The sequence below is a fragment of the Variovorax sp. P5_A3 genome (assembly GCF_056400665.1).
The window spans coordinates 60,388-75,707 of the sequence record NZ_JBFUKW010000035.1; the positions used below are offsets into that span (position 1 = coordinate 60,388).

Consider the following 15,320-nt stretch of genomic DNA (forward strand, 5'->3'; position numbering starts at 1 on the left):
TTCCTTCCGCACTTCCCGAGGCTCACCAAAGAGCAGACGAAGGGGCAGGGGAGACGGGATACCGGGGGATGTCGGCGACCTACTCGCCGGAAGACAACAAGCTGCGGCTGTATTCGGTCTCGCGCCTGAGCGCTGACCTTTACGCGCGGGTCAAGGGTGCGGGTTTCTCGTGGGCGCCCAAGCAAGAGGTTTTCGTGGCTCCGATGTGGACTCCAGGCCGTGAGGATCTGCTGATTGAGCTTTGCGGCGAGATCGGCGACGAAGATACGACGCTCGCGGATCGCGCCGAAGAACGCGCGGACCGCTTCGAGGAATACAGCGAGAAGCGCGGCGCGGATGCAAGCGCGGCGCGTGACGTTGTGGCGTCGATTTCCTCGCGGTTTGAATTTGGGCAGCCGATTCTTGTGGGGCATCACAGCGAACGCAGGGGCCGCAAGGACAAAGAGCGCATCGAGAACAACATGCGCAAGGCCGTGCGGATGTGGGACACGGCGCAGTACTGGGAAGCACGCGCCAAGGGCGCGAAGCGTCACGCCGCATACAAGCAACTTCCCGCCGTGCGTCACCGCCGCGTGAAGGGCCTAAGCGCAGATCTTCGCAAGCAAGAAAAAACGTTGAAGGAGCACGAGACGTTTCTGGCGCTGTGGCAGGTCCAAGGGCTGACGCTGGAGCAGGCCGTGAAGATCACGAACTACGACTATCTGACCGTCCAGCGCGAAGGCAAGGCTTACCCCGAGTCGCTCTATTCGCTGCTGACCGCTGGCGAGATCACGACCGACGAAGCCGCCGCCCTGGCCGTTAAGAAGCACAACAGCGGCGCGGCATGGTGCCGGCGCTGGCTGGGCCACTACGCAAACCGCATTGCGTACGAGAAGGCCATGCTCGATGAATCGGGCGGCATCAAGGCGGACGCCTTCGACATCCAGGTGGGCGGGCGCGTACTGGTCGATGGCGAATGGTTGGTTGTCAAGCGAGTGAATAAGTCGGGCGGCGCGATCAACAGCGTTTCGACGAATGCGCGATATGTGAAAGTGAAAGGCATCGAAGAGGTCAAGGGCTACGAAGCACCGACCGCAGAGGACGCAGAAAAGGTGAAGGCCGCGACGACCCTCCCGCCGCTGTGCAACTACCCGGGCGAAGGCTTCCACTCGATGACGAAAGCCGAATGGGATGCGACGCACAAGGATTACAAGGGTTCGCGCGAACTCGGCCAGGGTGCAGCCCGTTCCCGCTACGGCAGCGGCCGCCCCGACATCAAAGTAGGCGAGGGCGCCGAGCTGGTGGGCCGGCATCGTGTGCGGTCCGTCGTGCATCGTGGGGCCTTGGTCGCGGTCTATATCTCCGACGCGAAGCGCAAGGACGCGCCGCCTCCTGTGTCCGCTCCCGCTGATCCGGTTGTGCTGCCGGTCGTGCGCGACGTCACCGAGGCAGCTCGCCCGGTCCAACAGCCCGCGCAACCTACCGAGTTTGACGCGATGCGCGAAACGCTGCGCACTGGCGGCGTGCAGACCGTGACCGCGCCGCAGCTTTTCCCAACGCCCGCAGAGCTTGCCGAGCGCATGGCGCAAGAGGCCGGCATGCAACCCGGTTGCACGGTGCTGGAGCCGAGCGCCGGCACCGGCTCTCTGCTGCGCGCCATTGCTGCGCAGCTCGCGCCCGCAACGGCCCAGGTTGTCGCCGTCGAAATCAATCCGTCGCTCGTGGTGGCCATCAACAAGGCCTTTCCCGATGTGTCGACCATCTGCGGCGACTTCGTGCGTTGCGATCCGCGCGACCTTGGGCGCTTCGATGTGATTCTCATGAACCCGCCGTTTTCCAGCGCACAGGACATCGACCATATCCAGCACGCGAAGACATTTCTTCAGCCTGGCGGGCGACTCGTTGCGATCTGTGCGAACGGTCCGCGCCAACAGAAGGCGCTGCAGCCTCTCGCGGAGGCCTCGGGCGGGTTCTATGAGCCGTTGCCGGTTGCCACGTTCAAGGAGTCGGGCACCGGTGCGAGCACTGCGCTGCTTGTGATCGAAGGCTAATCCAGAGAACCCCGGGCGCGKGCCGCGCGCCCGGTTCCGAGAGCGCGTGCCGCGCTTTCCCCAAACCTTGAAGACCACCATGTTCGACTTGATATCGCGCGATGAATGCGCCGCTGACACTGACGGCGCCGCCGGCGAGCGCATCTCGGTTCTCTCTGCTGCGCAGCGTCGTGCGCTTCGCGAGGCTTTGGCGGGCAAGCCGCTTGCGCTGTGCTTCGGTTCGGGCGTTGATTCGACCGCGATGATCGTCGCCTTGCATGAGGCCGGCATCCGTCCTGATGTCATCACGTTCGCCGACACGGGCGGCGAAAAGCCGGAGACGATCGCACACATCGGCAAGATGAACAGGGTTCTCCGCCTCTGGTCCTGGCCGAGCATCGATGTTTGCAAAAAAGTGCCGAAGGCATCGACCGGCTACACCGATCTCTACGGAAATTGCATGGCGAACGAGACGTTGCCGTCGCTCGCGTTTGGCATGAAGAGTTGCAGCATCAAGTGGAAGGGAGTTCCACAAGATCAGTTCCTCAAGGGCGCGAAGACCGGACCAGGCGCACGCCCTGCGCATCCGCTATGGGTTGACACGCAGCGCGCAGGCTTGCGCATCGTGAAGCTAATCGGCTACGACTGCGGGAAGGCGGATCTGAAGCGCTCCAGGAGCGTCAAAGACGCTGATGCAGACTTTGACTATGCCTATCCGCTGCAGCTGATCGGATGGACGCGCGGCGACTGCGTCCAGGCCGTCACATCGGCTTTGGGCGCTGACATGGTGCCGATCAAGTCGGCGTGCTTCTTCTGTCCTGCATCGAAGCAATGGGAGCTGTACTGGCTTGCAGCTCATCACCCAGAGTTGATGGAGCGCGCGCTTGAGATGGAGCGAAACGCGCTGACGGGACGGCACAGCCGATTCGACGAAGTCGAGTTCGGAGCCTCGTGGGAAGACATGGTGCGAAACGCGGACAGCTTCCCGAGCAGCAACACAACGGTAGGTCTAGGCCGCAGCTTCGCGTGGAATCAATGGGCGCGCGTGAATGATGTTGTCGATGACGATTTCAAGGTCGACCGCTCGAAGCGCTATCGCTTCATCGCAAGCGCCGATGCAATGCGCGGTTCGGACAACGCGCTAGACGCGCGCACGCCTCGCATGCCGTGAGGCCTCATGACTGCCGCTCTCGCGGCAGGCGCTCAACAGGGGCCATCGTCCCCTTTCGCCGCGCTGCTTAACCCCATGCATGCAGCGATCACGCCAAGACATGAATGGCGGTGTGGCTTGCTGTTCCCTTCAACGTAGCACGTCGTTCTAGCAGTCAAGGCCTGCGCGTTCGTCGATGGACGAACGCTTGCGGCCGCTGGCCGTCTTCGAGCCCTGACAACTGCGCTGCGCCGTGCAGGTGCCGGTACCCGGGCAATCCCGCCCGATTCACGGAGCCGACCATGTCGCAGTACTTTCTTCCCTTCAATTCTTCCAACGTCCTCGATTCCTCGGTCCTCATGGTTCGCGACGTCGCCGGCGACTACCGTCCCGCCGACGCGGCAGAGGTGCTGCAGGCAGCACAGCTCGTTCTCAAGCAGCAGCTTCGCGGACAGCCGGTCATGGACTCACCGACGGTTGTGCGCCAGTACTTGAAGATGAAGCTGAGCATGCTGGAGCACGAAGTTTTCGGAGTGCTGATGCTGGACTCACAAAATCGCTTGATCGAGTACGTCGAGCTGTTCCGCGGGACGGTCAATCAAACCTCGGTCTACCCACGTGAAGTGATCAAGGAAACCCTGGCGCGTAACGCGTCAGCATTGGTTATGGTTCATAACCATCCATCAGGAAATAAGGAACCGTCACGTGCCGACGAGCAGTTGACCAAGACATTGGCGGCAGCTCTAAAACTCGTAGACATCCGAGTCCTAGATCACCTGATCGTTGCGGGCGACGACATGCTGTCGTTCGCCGAGCGCGGCCTGATTTAAGCAGGGGGCATCGCCCCCTTTTTTGCTTCGCCTGGCCGCGCCTGCGCGCTGCGCTTGCCCGGTGCCCGCCGGGCCCTGTTGACCAGGCGTGCCGATGGCACGCAGAGGCGCTTGCCGCGCGGCGGTTTCGACGCCATCGGCCGGCTGGTCCGTGCTCCCGTTCGCCCGTGTTCTTCGCTGGATCCGGTGAAATTTGCTCCCCCGATTGCTGGCGACCGGCTTCGCCTGCAAGGGGGTCTTCATAACGCTGCGCGTTACGAACGCTTCCCCCTTGCTCACCAGTCCTCGCGTGCGCCGCATGTCACCGGGCGAAAGAACTCAGGAGAACGGCGGCCAGCGCTGAGAAGCAGGCCGATGCGATCGAAACCCTCATTGAAGGGCTCTTGAATCTAGGAGCCCGGCACCACTGAAAACGCAAAGGAACAATTTCATGAGCCTCTCAAATCCCCGTTCGGTCAACCGGTTCGCCGTGGGCGATGCCGTCACCTACACAAACCCTCAAGGCGTCAGGTTCGAAGGGAAGGCCGTCATTGGCATCGATGAATCTACTTGCGCTCGCGAAAGCGGAGAGCCTTGCTACTTCATCGCGCCGACAGATACGCCTTGGATCAGCTTCGAGGAAAGCGCGCTTTCCTTCGCGAACGCCGCCACCATCGCCAAGACCATTGAAAGCTGAACGTGACCATGACCACCAATCCCACGACCTTGATCGCACCTCTTGTCGATATTGCGGAGGCACTGACCCGCTTTGTGTACCCGGGCGACAGCCGTGATCGCTACGGCCTGTATCTCGACTGGGCCGCTGAGTTCGACGCCAGTTTCAAGACGCGCGCCGAAGCAGGCAGCGAGCCGGGGGAGACCTACTACGAAGACGTTGACGCCTTCGCGGTCGCCAAGGCCAAGGCGCACGGCTTCGCTGCTGCGGACACCTTCGTCAACGGCAAGGCCTACACCGAAGGCCAGCTCGTCGCGGCTGTGCGGTGCAGCGAGGAGCTTTTCGAAGCCTACGCCCGAGCGGATGAGGCCAACGGTGGCGGTTCCAGAAGCATCGACTGGTCTTCTCTGGACTACGCGAAGGAACTGAGCTGCACGGCGCTTTCCGCAGCAGACCGAGACGAAATCAACGAGCGTTGCGCCCGTGACAACGGCATCGGCATCGAGACATCCGAGCACCCCTGAGCCGAATTACTCGCGCTCCCATCTGGCGCACGCAACGTGCTTCATGGATTGGGGCGCGCTCGACGCTTTTTTCTCCGAGAGCGTCCGATGCGATGCGCGCTGCACAAACGCGCGCGGCCATAAATGCGAGTGCTCGTGTGCCGGAGAAAACCACGGGGCAGGGTGGACTTCTGATGCTTCCGGGTTGTTCACCCGCATGACCACCAGGCCGGCGTAGCCGGCCGCGCCTTCAGTCCGCTTTTCTATACGCAAAGCGAGGCCGGTCGCGTGTTGCCTGTTATGCAGGCAATGTGGCCGGAAGCCGCATGGGGCCGTCCCCTTGACCTCCCCATCCCGGCAAAACTCACAGCGTTATCCACAGAAACGTGGCGCAACTTGCTGCCTTCGTCCCGGGCAGGAATGGCGGTGCGCGATCAGTAGCGCGATTCGACCTCGAAAGATAAATGCCCTTCCTATCTCACTGTGAGGCGATCACCGCCCAAGAAGGAGAAATCAATTGAAGTTCGACATCGAAAAATGGCCGCGCTCGCTCGCGCTCCTCATCGCCACCGCCGACGATAAGCCGAAAGGCGCGGCCATCGTCTTCGGCTTCGCGCTGAGCATGGTGAAGCTGCTGGCTCTTTAGAAAAACGGGCGCAGCGGCGCGGGCTCAGTGCTCGAAGTGCGCCCGCTGCTGCGCCCGCCATTCCCAAGGCGCTACCGGCGAGGCATCGGCCCAAAGGCCGCGCCGGCTGCTACGCGCGCCGGCTTCAACATCAAGCAACGAGCGGTCGACCAGGTAGGCGCGGTACACCCACGCCATTCCGGCTCCAACCATCGCGCGGTTCACGCTACGGCCGTCAACAAGCACAGTTCCGATGGTCCTGCCGTACCTGTCTTTCCCGTTCTCACGGATGGTGACGGCCTGGCGGAAGACGTACTCGCTCAGCGTTTGACGCGATCGCATCCCGAACGGTTGCTTCTTCTCCGGCGCGTCGATCTCTGCGAGCCGCACGCGCACGGGTTTCTGGTTCATGAGTACATCGATGGTGTCGCCGTCGAGCACGCCGACGACTTCGCCGTTGAAGTCAGCGCGCGCAGCGCATGACGCAAACACAAATGCAGCAGCAAGCATCGCTTGCATGGCGCGGTATTTCACTCTTCGCTCCCTCGAAATTGACCGCGACAAGGTAGCACAGGACGCTCAACAAGGACGGCGGCGGCCGGTCATCGAGTACCTCGATGCTTCCCCTTGGCCGCGAGGCTTATCCCGTGCGCGGCGTAACCGCGCCTCCCTGAAAAGACCAACAGCCAACAGCCGAGCAGCCTTGATGTGTCGCGTCCTGCGGCGCGAAGTGGCGCTCGCCGCGCGGCGGTTTCGTTTGCCATCGGCCCGCTGTCCCCAAGACAACCGTTTTCATGAGTTCTTTCGCTTCATTCCGGTGAATTTGCGCCCCTGCTGCCGGCGGCCGGCTTTCGCCTGCAAGGGGGTGTTCATAACGCTGGGCGCGTTACGAATGCTTCCCCCTTGCTCCCCCGTCCTCATGGGCGCCGCATCTCACCGGGCGAAAGAACTCAGGAAAACGGCGGCCAGCTCGGGTAGGAGGCCAATGCCAACAAAACCCTCTACAGAAGGGCTCTGAATCTAGGAACCCGGCGGTTGTTTAAGTCAGTCAACTTTTTTTCAAGGAACAGTCATGCAAGCATTTGAAGTTTTGTCGTCGTTGGGTGGTGTTGCGTCGGTTGCGGAAGAAGTCCGTGAGGTGGCAGGGGGCGTCAGCATCGTGGTGCCGTTGAGCCGCTTGTTTCTCTCGCCGCTGAACGTGCGCAAGGTGCGGAACTCGGGAAGCATTCCCGAACTGGCGGAGATGATCGAAGCCGAAACCCTCCTGAACCCGCTGTGTGTGGTGGCCGAGGAAAAGCAGAACGTGCTGACCGGGCGCTATGGCGTGGTTGCCGGTGGCCGTCGTCTGCAAGCCCTGCAATATCTTGTCGAGCAAAAGCGGTTGGCTGCGGATTCGCTGATCACGTGCAAGGAGTTCCACTCTGCGCGTGCTGTGGGGGTGAGCCTGACTGAGAACGTGGCTCAGGAGACGATGCACCCGGCAGACATGGCCGAGGCGTTCAAGCGGCTAGTGGACGAGGGCAAGAGCATCCCGCAGATCGCGGGCCGGTTTGGCGTCTCTGAGTTGACGGTCGAGCGTCGTTTGAAGATTGCCAACCTCGCGCCGATGTTCCTGCAGTTGTACCGGGATGGAGAGATCGAGCCGAAGCAACTGCAAGCGCTCGCGCTGACCAATGACCACGGCAAGCAGATCGCCGCGTGGGAGTCGCTGCCTGCGTACCGTCGCAGCGCCTATCACCTGCAACAAGCCCTCACCGAAAACGAGATGCAGGTGACCGACTCGCTCGCTCGCTTTGTCGGTTTGGAGGCATACGAACAAGCCGGGGGCGCTGTGCGTCGTGACCTGTTCGGTGACGCCAATGCCGTGTTCCTGCAAGACACCCAACTCGTGCAGAAACTGGCTACCGAGCGGTTGGAGCAAGCCGCCGACCAGATTCGCGGTGCCGGCTGGAAGTGGGTTGAGGTTCGCCAAGAATTCGACTACCAAGAGCGTGCGCGTTTCACCCAGATCCATGCAAAGGCTGCGAAGCCCTCGGATGCTGAGAAGGCAGGCATGGACGACCTGGACGAAAAGCTGCGCCTCCTGCAGGAGCAAGTCCGCGCCATCGAGGACATGGCGGAAGCTGCAGACCGTGACATGACGGAGGCGGAATCCGAGCAAGCCGACGCCCTCGAAAAGCAGATCGAGGAGCTTCAAGATATGCGCTCGGAAATGGACGAGGCGTTGATCCAGTGGGGTCCGGTGCAGTTGAAGACCGCTGGCGTGGTTGTGACCATGGGCCACGGCGGCGAACTTCGCATCGTTGAAGGCCTTGTGCGGCCCGAAGATCGAAAGGCTCAAGGCGGTTCCGCTGCTGGCGCTCCCGCTGGCGCTGTGGAGAAGGCCAAGCCCGCTTTCTCCGAGCGCTTGATGCACAGCTTGACCGCTCACCGTACCGCCGCCGTCGCTGCTGCGCTCACGGACAACCCGCATGTTGCGATGGTCGCTTTGCTGCATCGCCTCATCACGTCCCCAGACTATTCCTCCGGCGAGTCGCCTGTTCGCATCTCGCTCACGGATGCGGACCATCGTGTGAATCAGCTTGCGACTGACTTCGCAGAAACGCCCGCCGCCGCAACCCTTGAATCGGCTCGTGAGCGTTGGGGTTCGAAGCTTCCCGCTGATTCCGGCGCTCTGTTCCGTTACCTGCTCGCACAAGATCAGGGCACCCTCGCCGAGCTTCTTGCGCTGCACGTCGCACGGTCTTTCGATGCGATTCGCGGTCGTGAAAGCAACAGTCGCGGTTTTGATGTGACGGATGCAATCGTAGACGCTCTTGGCGTGGACATGGCTGACTGGTGGACCCCGACCCCGGCGCACTACCTCGACAACGTGCCCAAGGCCAAGATGATCGAAGCCGTTACCGAAGCCTGCGGCGAAGCTGAGGCGCGCGACCTGCTCAAGATGAAGAAGGGCGAGGCAATCGCCGCCGCTGCCGCGAAGCTCGATGGCAAGCGTTGGTTGCCGAAGCCGCTGCACGCTCCGATCGCGAAGGCCAAGGAAGCAGAAGACGAATCTGACGCCGAAGCCAACACCGACACCGAATGACTGGCCGGCGCCTCGCGGCGCCATCCTTGACCGGGCCTCGGCCCGGTTTTTTTTCGTCGAGCCGCGCGCGGCTCGTGACTTGGCCAGGCCCTGCCCGGCATTGCATCGACGAGAAGGGGAAAGTTTTCCCTTCTCGAAAAAACGCTCCGGTCCAACAAGATCAAGAGCTTGCGCACCAACTATGACTGACGTGCCTGCCGCTCACGTTCAAAGTTGCTGCGCCTTTCCGGGGACGGGCGCAAAGTTGCTGCCTTCGCGAACAACCGCTATCCGGAAGGCTCCTACAGCCGGTTGGGGCCCTGAGCCGAAGTTCGGGCTATTGCCAAAGCGGACGTTCAGCGTTCGCCAACGTGCTCACCCGTCAATTGGGCCGAAGGTCCGCCGTAGACGCCTTGTCCAACGGCAGCGTGACCGTAAAAGTGCTACCCTGCCCGGGTCCGGCGCTCTCTGCCGCCACGTGGCCACCGTGCTGCTCGACAATGCCTTTGACCAGCGCAAGGCCGATGCCCAACCCACCTTCGGCGTTTGCATGTGAGACTCCCTGGACGAAAGGCTCAAAGGCTCTACGGAGCAGAACGTCGGTCATTCCCACGCCGTTGTCCTTAACTTCAATTCGCACAACCTCTGCGTCGTCGTTCACTGCCACTTCGATATGCCCTCCGTCCGGTGTGTACTTGACTGCATTGGTCACCAGATTGACGACGACTTGGGTCAGCCTGGTGGCATCTCCGCGAACGCGCGTACTGCGGCCAGCGAGGCGAACGTGCAGAGTGTGGTCATGTGCATCGGCCGCCGAACTAACGGACTCGACGGCCCGACTCACCAGAGCATCGAGGTCAAGGTCGACTAGGTCAAGTCGCACCTTTCCTCGCGTGACTCGGTTGACATCAAGAAGGTCATCAATCAACCGTGCCATGTGAACGACCTGGCGCTCGACGATGTCGACGAACCGCGTGGCCTTTGGCTTATCCACGAGCCGCTGCAGGACTGCCATGGCATTCTTTATGGCGGCCAAGGGATTGCGCAGTTCATGAGAGAGCACAGCAATGAACTCGGAAATCTTCTTACTTTCATACTCGAGAGCTTCCGCGCGCTTGGTTGCGGTGGTATCACGCACAATGCGGACAAAGCCCTTGCACTTCTTGTTGCTGTCGAGAACGGCCGTGGTCGTTATCTCTGCCGAAAACGCAGAGCCATCCGCTTTGCACCGTGTGGCCACGATGGTGGTAGTCCCAGGGATGAGGGCCGCCGAAATTTCGGCTTCAACCTTGCCTGCAAGGCGGTCCTCAGCAAGATAGAACATTGACACGTCTCGACCAATGACCTGCTCAGCCGCATATCCAAATACCCGCTGAGCTCCTAGATTCCAGGTCTGAACGCGGCCGTTCGGGTCCAAGAAAAACATTGCATGGTCTCTGACGCCGTCGACCAGGAGACGTAGGCTCTCCTCCCTTTCGCGCAAGGCCTCTTCGTGTGCCCTGCGTTCCGTCAGGTCACGCGTGACTTTTGAAAAGCCAAGCAGTTCACCTCCCTGTCCTCGCAGCGCCGTGATGACAACGTTCGCCCAGATGCGCGTGCCGCCCTTCCTGAGGCGCCAGCCTTCGTCCTCGAAGCGACCATCTGCAGCAGCCCGTCGAAGTTCTTCTTGCGGCCAGCCAGCAGCAAGCGCAGCCGCTTCGTAAAATATGGAGAAGTGACGTCCGACAGCCTCTTGGGCGGTGTAGCCTTTGATGCGCTCGGCACCCAAATTCCAGCTCGTGATTATCCCTTGAGGGTCCAGCAAGAAGATGGCGTAGTCCTGGGCCGAATCCACCAGGAGCCGGAGCGTGCGTTCGCTGTCACGTATGCGTTCCTCGGCGCGGCGGCGCTCTGTCAAGTCGCGCGTCACCTTGGAAAAACCAAGCAGGGCGCCGTTGGGGCTCAGCACCGGCGTGATAACGACGTTGGCCCAGAACTGAGAGCCATCCTTGCGCACTCGCCACCCTTCATCCTCGAGCCGCCCGTCCATCACGGCCCGACGCAGCTCTTCTGCTGGCCAGTCGCGGGCGAGAGCTTCGGGCGGGTAGAACGCCGAAAAGTGCTTCCCTATGATTTCGTTGGCTTGGTACCCTTTGATGCGTTCCGCGCCGGCGTTCCAAGACGCGACATGCCCCTCCGGCGTTAGCAGGAAGATGGCGTAGTCAAGAACGGTCTCGACAAGACGTCGAAAAATCTTTCCGTCCTCGGCTTCGACAACCTGAAGCAAGGAGAAGGGCGAGTGGAGCTCGCCGTCATCCGGAAGACCCAACGTAGGTAGTGCTTTAGTGGGCTCCATTGTGCGGCCATATTACGGCACAGAAGTAAGTCCGCAGTCCCCGAATCAGGGTTTACCCGCTTCGCGTTGCCGATATGGCAGAGCACTCAGACGCTCGAGTTCTTGGCCTATCGCTGTGCTTCCAGGCGAGTGGCTTTTTTTGTGACACCTTTCGAATGTCGGCTTCCAAGCGAAGTGGCCTCCCATCGGCGAACGACGGGTTCTGGCCGAGATGAGTCGAACGTACTCCGACCTTAGTTCATCGGCGGCGCCGGCAGAGTCGGCACCACATGGCTGTAGAAGTAGCCGACCGCCCTCCAGGTAGCTTCCCACTGCGTCGCTGCTGTGAGGACCTCTTCGCCCTGATAGAAGATGCTTCGATGCCTTTGCTCGAACTCTGCGAGACCGTGAGGGGCGACGATGGTCCACATCCGGTCAGCGGTTTTCCAGTAGCGCCAGGTTTCGAGGGATGACGTCTTGCCGCCATACCCCAACGCCAGCCATCGCCTCTGATGCCCGTCCGCGTCCATGCTCATGGGTGAACCTCTAAATCTTGCCGGAGGTCATGTCCGACCGTCCGGGGTTGGCCGACTGTAGCCCGTCGCCCGGTCGCCGCGATGGGCCCCACGGCGGTCGTCCGACCTTCTCAAGGACGGACATTCAAGCGCGCTTGCCTGCTATTTGATTTTCTCGAACTGAAGAGGTACAGCGGAAGAAAACTGGTACGTCGCAAAGCCATTCTCAAGGTCTTGAAAACCAACTTCGATGCGCTTCTTTGCCGAGGCCGCCTTCACGAAGCTGGCGGAATCTTGCAAGACGACCCTTTCAGGCCAGTTCTTGACGGGAAGGGCATGGAAGTCGATTGCCGCGTCGCTATCGAATCGAATCTTCACTATGCACCCTTCGGGTTTGCAGTCGAGCGCCCCGGCCTTCGGCAACCTACGTTCAATGCCCAAGGCGACCACGACCGGCTTCGCCGCCGGCCTTTCAACCGTCAGGTATCCAAAATTCGTTTGCTTCGTGGAAGCTGGGAGCGGGAGCGTGTTGCGACTCATAAGGTTTGCTTCAGGATGAGGCTTTCCCGACATCAGGTCCGCCCCTTGCCCATAGGTCCACGCCTGCTGTGTGGGAAAACTCTGCTCCGCAAAAGCATGTGCGGACCATGCAATGGCGACAACGGCGATCCTGGTGGCGATACGAGGTCGATGGGTACAGGTCGTCAATCTCGCGATTTGCATGTCAAGAACTCCGCGTTGGTTTTGGGTTTGGCCGCATTGTGCCGATACGGCGAACGGCCGGTTGTGGCCGGCGCCGGCTGTTGACCGTGTGCTGCCGCTACGTTACCAGGCCATGCTCCCGGAGACCGGAGAGCCAAGCCTCGCCAAAGAGCGCAACGCAATTGTCTCCGAGGAGCACGTCGTCGAAGAACGCCAGCATCGACGCAGCCACGATGCGGGTATCGCCACCATCGGTGTCCTCCTGCAGCACCGCGCCGCTCTCGTCATACCTGAAGACGAAGCCGCTAGGGTCGCTCGCAAATTGAACAGTGCGTTCGTCTGAGCCGGTTTGAACTGAGCTGAGGGAGGAAATTCGAATCTCGTCGAGACTTGACCCTCCCCAGCGGCAGAGAAGGTCCACATGGGCGTCGCTCAAAGGCCAGGGCCTTTGCCTGCTAAACGCGAGGACTTCTGCCTCGGAGGGAGGCGCCACGAACCTGCAGAGCGCCGGCTTTAGGAACCCCGAATCGAGCGCATTTTTTAGCTTCTGGAATCTCATCAGAGGGAAGTCCTCAACGTCTGGTGTTGGCCGAACTGTGCCACACGCTGTCGGCAGCTCAGGCCGTTGTGCGCGAATTCCGCCATTTGGCCCATAGGGCGCCGATGAGCTCGGTCGTGATTCCGGTTGTAGCCATTGCATGCCCCACAAAGACGACGGCTCGGTAGCTGCGTTCGTTGATTAGGAGGGGGCGATTCTGCGAGGCGCCATGCAGCCAAGTGGCGAGGTCGGGTATCCAGTGCAGGATGACCAGGAATGCCAGCAAGGCTGCGGCCCTTCGCACGAATCCTTGCCAGTCCGGCAGCGGATAGGCGATAGACGTCTGTCCAGCCTCCGTTCGATTGCGTCTAGAGGCCGCCCACGCGAACCCGCACAGGAGCAAACCGATTGCAATGCCAAGCATGGAGCCGAAAGCGGAGGCAGCAATCATGCGAATCTCGTTGGACGTTGCGTCAAATGGTGCGGTCACGGCGAAGGTCCGGTCCTGGCCGCCTGCAGGCGGTCAAGGCGTCTTGGGCATGTATCCCCGCATCGTCGAGTTGAAGATGGAGCTTGCTGCTTGTCGGTCGGGCTTGGTCACCATCAAGGCGCTCTGAATCTTTCGTGGCGTGACGTGGCCGACGTACAGGAACATCGCTTCGCCCTGGACCTCGGCGACGTAGGAGGTCTCCAGTGCGTTGCCTGCGGAATGCATTTGGACGGTCCGACGCAGCGTCTCAACCCTTCCAGGGTACTGCTTTTCGTGAGCGGCGATTCGAGCATCCAGGTTGTTCGCCGCGACAGCTTCAGCCTTGTCATGGGCAATCACCAGGAACTGCACGCTGACGATGAGCGACGCGCCCAGTTCCTCCGAATGAAAGGCGACCGCAGCCGGGTCAGGGTTCGCGTACTGCCTCCAGTGGTCCGGAAGCTCGAGCATGAATTCGTTGTACGGATAGCGGTGCATCTGGCTCATGGTTTTTCGTGCGAATGTAGCCAAGGGTCAGACGCCGCTGCCAACACCTCGGAACAAAACTGGAAGGTCGTGACGTACTTCCGCTGTTGGCCGCATTTTGCCGGTCGCAGGGACGCTCCATCGATGGCCACCCGCGATGCAGGAGTTTCTTGGTGCCTCGCGCTCAAAGCATTCTGAGGGTCGCACCCCGGAGCAGCCCGGCATCCTCATCGGCTTTGTGTGATGGCGTCCGCCCGTGTCGGCAGCCCGGTGGCCGGCGCGATAGGAGCGCGCGCTGGCGGAGGATTGGGCATACGGTGCACAACCGCGGCCACCAGGTCCTTCATGCCGGACGCAGGAAACTGGGCTGCGTAGTCTTGCGCAGCCTCCACCAGGTTGTAAACGGGCGATTCAGGAGTCGCTGAGGCGAGTACCGGCGCCGCCTGCGGCTGCACAAGGTATCCAATGATTTTGCGGGGGTCCGTTCCTGGCGCGCTCAATGTATCAACGATCACGGCGTCCATACTCCGGCCGGTGCGGTCACTCTCTATGGTCGCACTTGCGCGAAGCCAGTGTGCATATCTGACGGCGTCGACAAGGCCAAGTTGGCTAGCTGCGTAGGAAAACTCAGGCTGCGTCGCGCGAAGAAAGGCAGCCATGTCAGGCGAAGATCTCAGGAACGATGCGCCGTTGAAGTCCTTGCCGCTGAGGAGTGCACTCGTCAACACGTCTCTCGCCAATCCATTTGACGACTCCCGGATCGTCGCCATGATCTCCGCCTGCTTCTGAGCCGGAGCGCTGGCTATAAGATGGGCCAATTCCTGGTAGTAGGAATCAGGAGGGAGTGCGCCGGCCTTGAAAGCCTGCCGCAACACTGATTCAGTCTCCGGAAGGTAGCCCATCCTTGCGTAATGAACAGCCGCTTGGGCTGCAATTTCTTTGTCGGGGTCGTTGGCCAGCACCTGCAAGTCGAGTTCAATCTCGGCATTGGCGCCAGTCGAATTGTCGCTATTGTGAAGCCCTGCCAACAACCGGGGCACTATGACCTTCTCATCGCGACTCAGCCGCCCATCGCTCAACAACCTTCGCACCGCCTGAAACGATTGCAGCGTCACGGGAACGCCTTTGAAGTAGATCTCCTCCAAAGCGGCTCTGCCCTCCATGCCCGTCTTTGGCTGATAGCTCGAGAGTGGATTCGCCCTTTCCGCTAGAGACTGCGCTTTCGCGATTTGCCTTTGAGGGCCGGTGACGGTGTCCCCGGCCTGCACCAAAACGAATTCCTCAGTGCCACATTCCGCTCCGATCTGGCGCTCGGCAGGAGTACGGAGGTCGATAGCCCGGGTTCCGGTAAACGGTTCTCCGGCGGCGGAAGGACCAACGTAGGCGAGGAGCCCAAATACAAGGGCGACCGGCGGGATGAGGTTTTTCATGCGTCCGTTCTGAAGGCCCGGTGATGG

General features: G+C 61.1%; 15 protein-coding genes. 7 read left to right on the top strand and 8 right to left on the bottom strand.

Translation table 11 applies throughout. The features are described 5' to 3' along the window. Window positions 1–68 precede the first annotated feature (68 nt). The 6 genes from AC1D3B_RS32750 (at window position 69) to AC1D3B_RS32775 (ending at window position 5,793) form a co-directional block, all read left to right on the top strand. On the top strand, window positions 69–2,030 hold the full coding sequence (locus AC1D3B_RS32750; RefSeq protein ID WP_478194845.1) for a DUF3560 domain-containing protein: 1,962 nt from the start codon (window positions 69–71) through the stop codon (window positions 2,028–2,030). A gap of 46 nt (window positions 2,031–2,076) precedes the next feature. After that, window positions 2,077–3,180, top strand: a complete 1,104-nt coding sequence (locus AC1D3B_RS32755) for a hypothetical protein (RefSeq protein WP_478194846.1) — start codon at window positions 2,077–2,079, stop codon at window positions 3,178–3,180. 281 nt (window positions 3,181–3,461) lie between these two features. Beyond that, window positions 3,462–3,989, top strand: a complete 528-nt coding sequence (radC, locus tag AC1D3B_RS32760) for a RadC family protein (protein WP_478194847.1) — start codon at window positions 3,462–3,464, stop codon at window positions 3,987–3,989. 430 nt (window positions 3,990–4,419) lie between these two features. Beyond that, window positions 4,420–4,665 (top strand): hypothetical protein, encoded by a 246-nt coding sequence (locus AC1D3B_RS32765; protein WP_478194848.1) that lies wholly within the window; start codon window positions 4,420–4,422, stop codon window positions 4,663–4,665. 8 nt (window positions 4,666–4,673) lie between these two features. Then, a complete protein-coding gene (locus tag AC1D3B_RS32770; protein WP_478194849.1) occupies window positions 4,674–5,168 on the top strand; it encodes a hypothetical protein in 495 nt (164 codons plus the stop codon). Between the two features lie 496 nt (window positions 5,169–5,664). Then, the gene (locus AC1D3B_RS32775; protein WP_478194850.1) at window positions 5,665–5,793 is read left to right on the top strand and encodes a hypothetical protein; all 129 of its coding nucleotides are present in this window, start codon (window positions 5,665–5,667) and stop codon (window positions 5,791–5,793) included. A gap of 24 nt (window positions 5,794–5,817) precedes the next feature. On the opposite strand, the gene AC1D3B_RS32780 is transcribed toward AC1D3B_RS32775, so the two are convergent. Continuing rightward, window positions 5,818–6,306 carry a thermonuclease family protein gene (locus AC1D3B_RS32780; protein ID WP_478194851.1) on the bottom strand — a complete coding sequence of 163 codons (489 nt, stop codon included), beginning with the start codon at window positions 6,304–6,306 and terminating at the stop codon, window positions 5,818–5,820. Window positions 6,307–6,844: 538 nt separating this feature from the next. Here AC1D3B_RS32780 and AC1D3B_RS32785 point away from each other — a divergent pair. Beyond that, entirely contained in the window at window positions 6,845–8,860 is a 2,016-nt protein-coding gene (locus AC1D3B_RS32785; RefSeq protein WP_478194852.1) for a ParB/RepB/Spo0J family partition protein, read from the top strand. A gap of 361 nt (window positions 8,861–9,221) precedes the next feature. Here AC1D3B_RS32785 and AC1D3B_RS32790 read toward each other — a convergent pair whose 3' ends face one another. The 7 genes from AC1D3B_RS32790 to AC1D3B_RS32820 all read right to left on the bottom strand — a co-directional run bounded on the left by AC1D3B_RS32790 (window position 9,222) and on the right by AC1D3B_RS32820 (window position 15,293). Next, the gene (locus AC1D3B_RS32790; protein WP_478194853.1) at window positions 9,222–11,174 is read right to left on the bottom strand and encodes a sensor histidine kinase; all 1,953 of its coding nucleotides are present in this window, start codon (window positions 11,172–11,174) and stop codon (window positions 9,222–9,224) included. 233 nt (window positions 11,175–11,407) lie between these two features. Beyond that, the gene (locus AC1D3B_RS32795) at window positions 11,408–11,689 is read right to left on the bottom strand and encodes a hypothetical protein (RefSeq protein ID WP_478194854.1); all 282 of its coding nucleotides are present in this window, start codon (window positions 11,687–11,689) and stop codon (window positions 11,408–11,410) included. A 141-nt stretch (window positions 11,690–11,830) separates the two neighbouring features. Beyond that, window positions 11,831–12,391, bottom strand: coding sequence for a hypothetical protein (locus AC1D3B_RS32800; protein ID WP_478194855.1), 561 nt, complete (start codon window positions 12,389–12,391; stop codon window positions 11,831–11,833). A 97-nt stretch (window positions 12,392–12,488) separates the two neighbouring features. Next, a complete protein-coding gene (locus tag AC1D3B_RS32805; protein ID WP_478194856.1) occupies window positions 12,489–12,929 on the bottom strand; it encodes a hypothetical protein in 441 nt (146 codons plus the stop codon). A gap of 58 nt (window positions 12,930–12,987) precedes the next feature. Continuing rightward, window positions 12,988–13,359 carry a hypothetical protein gene (locus tag AC1D3B_RS32810; protein ID WP_478194857.1) on the bottom strand — a complete coding sequence of 124 codons (372 nt, stop codon included), beginning with the start codon at window positions 13,357–13,359 and terminating at the stop codon, window positions 12,988–12,990. A 72-nt stretch (window positions 13,360–13,431) separates the two neighbouring features. After that, window positions 13,432–13,884: a hypothetical protein gene (locus AC1D3B_RS32815; RefSeq protein WP_478194858.1), complete on the bottom strand. Its 453-nt coding sequence runs from the start codon at window positions 13,882–13,884 to the stop codon at window positions 13,432–13,434. A 206-nt stretch (window positions 13,885–14,090) separates the two neighbouring features. Beyond that, window positions 14,091–15,293, bottom strand: coding sequence for a hypothetical protein (locus tag AC1D3B_RS32820; RefSeq protein ID WP_478194859.1), 1,203 nt, complete (start codon window positions 15,291–15,293; stop codon window positions 14,091–14,093). Window positions 15,294–15,320 lie beyond the last annotated feature (27 nt).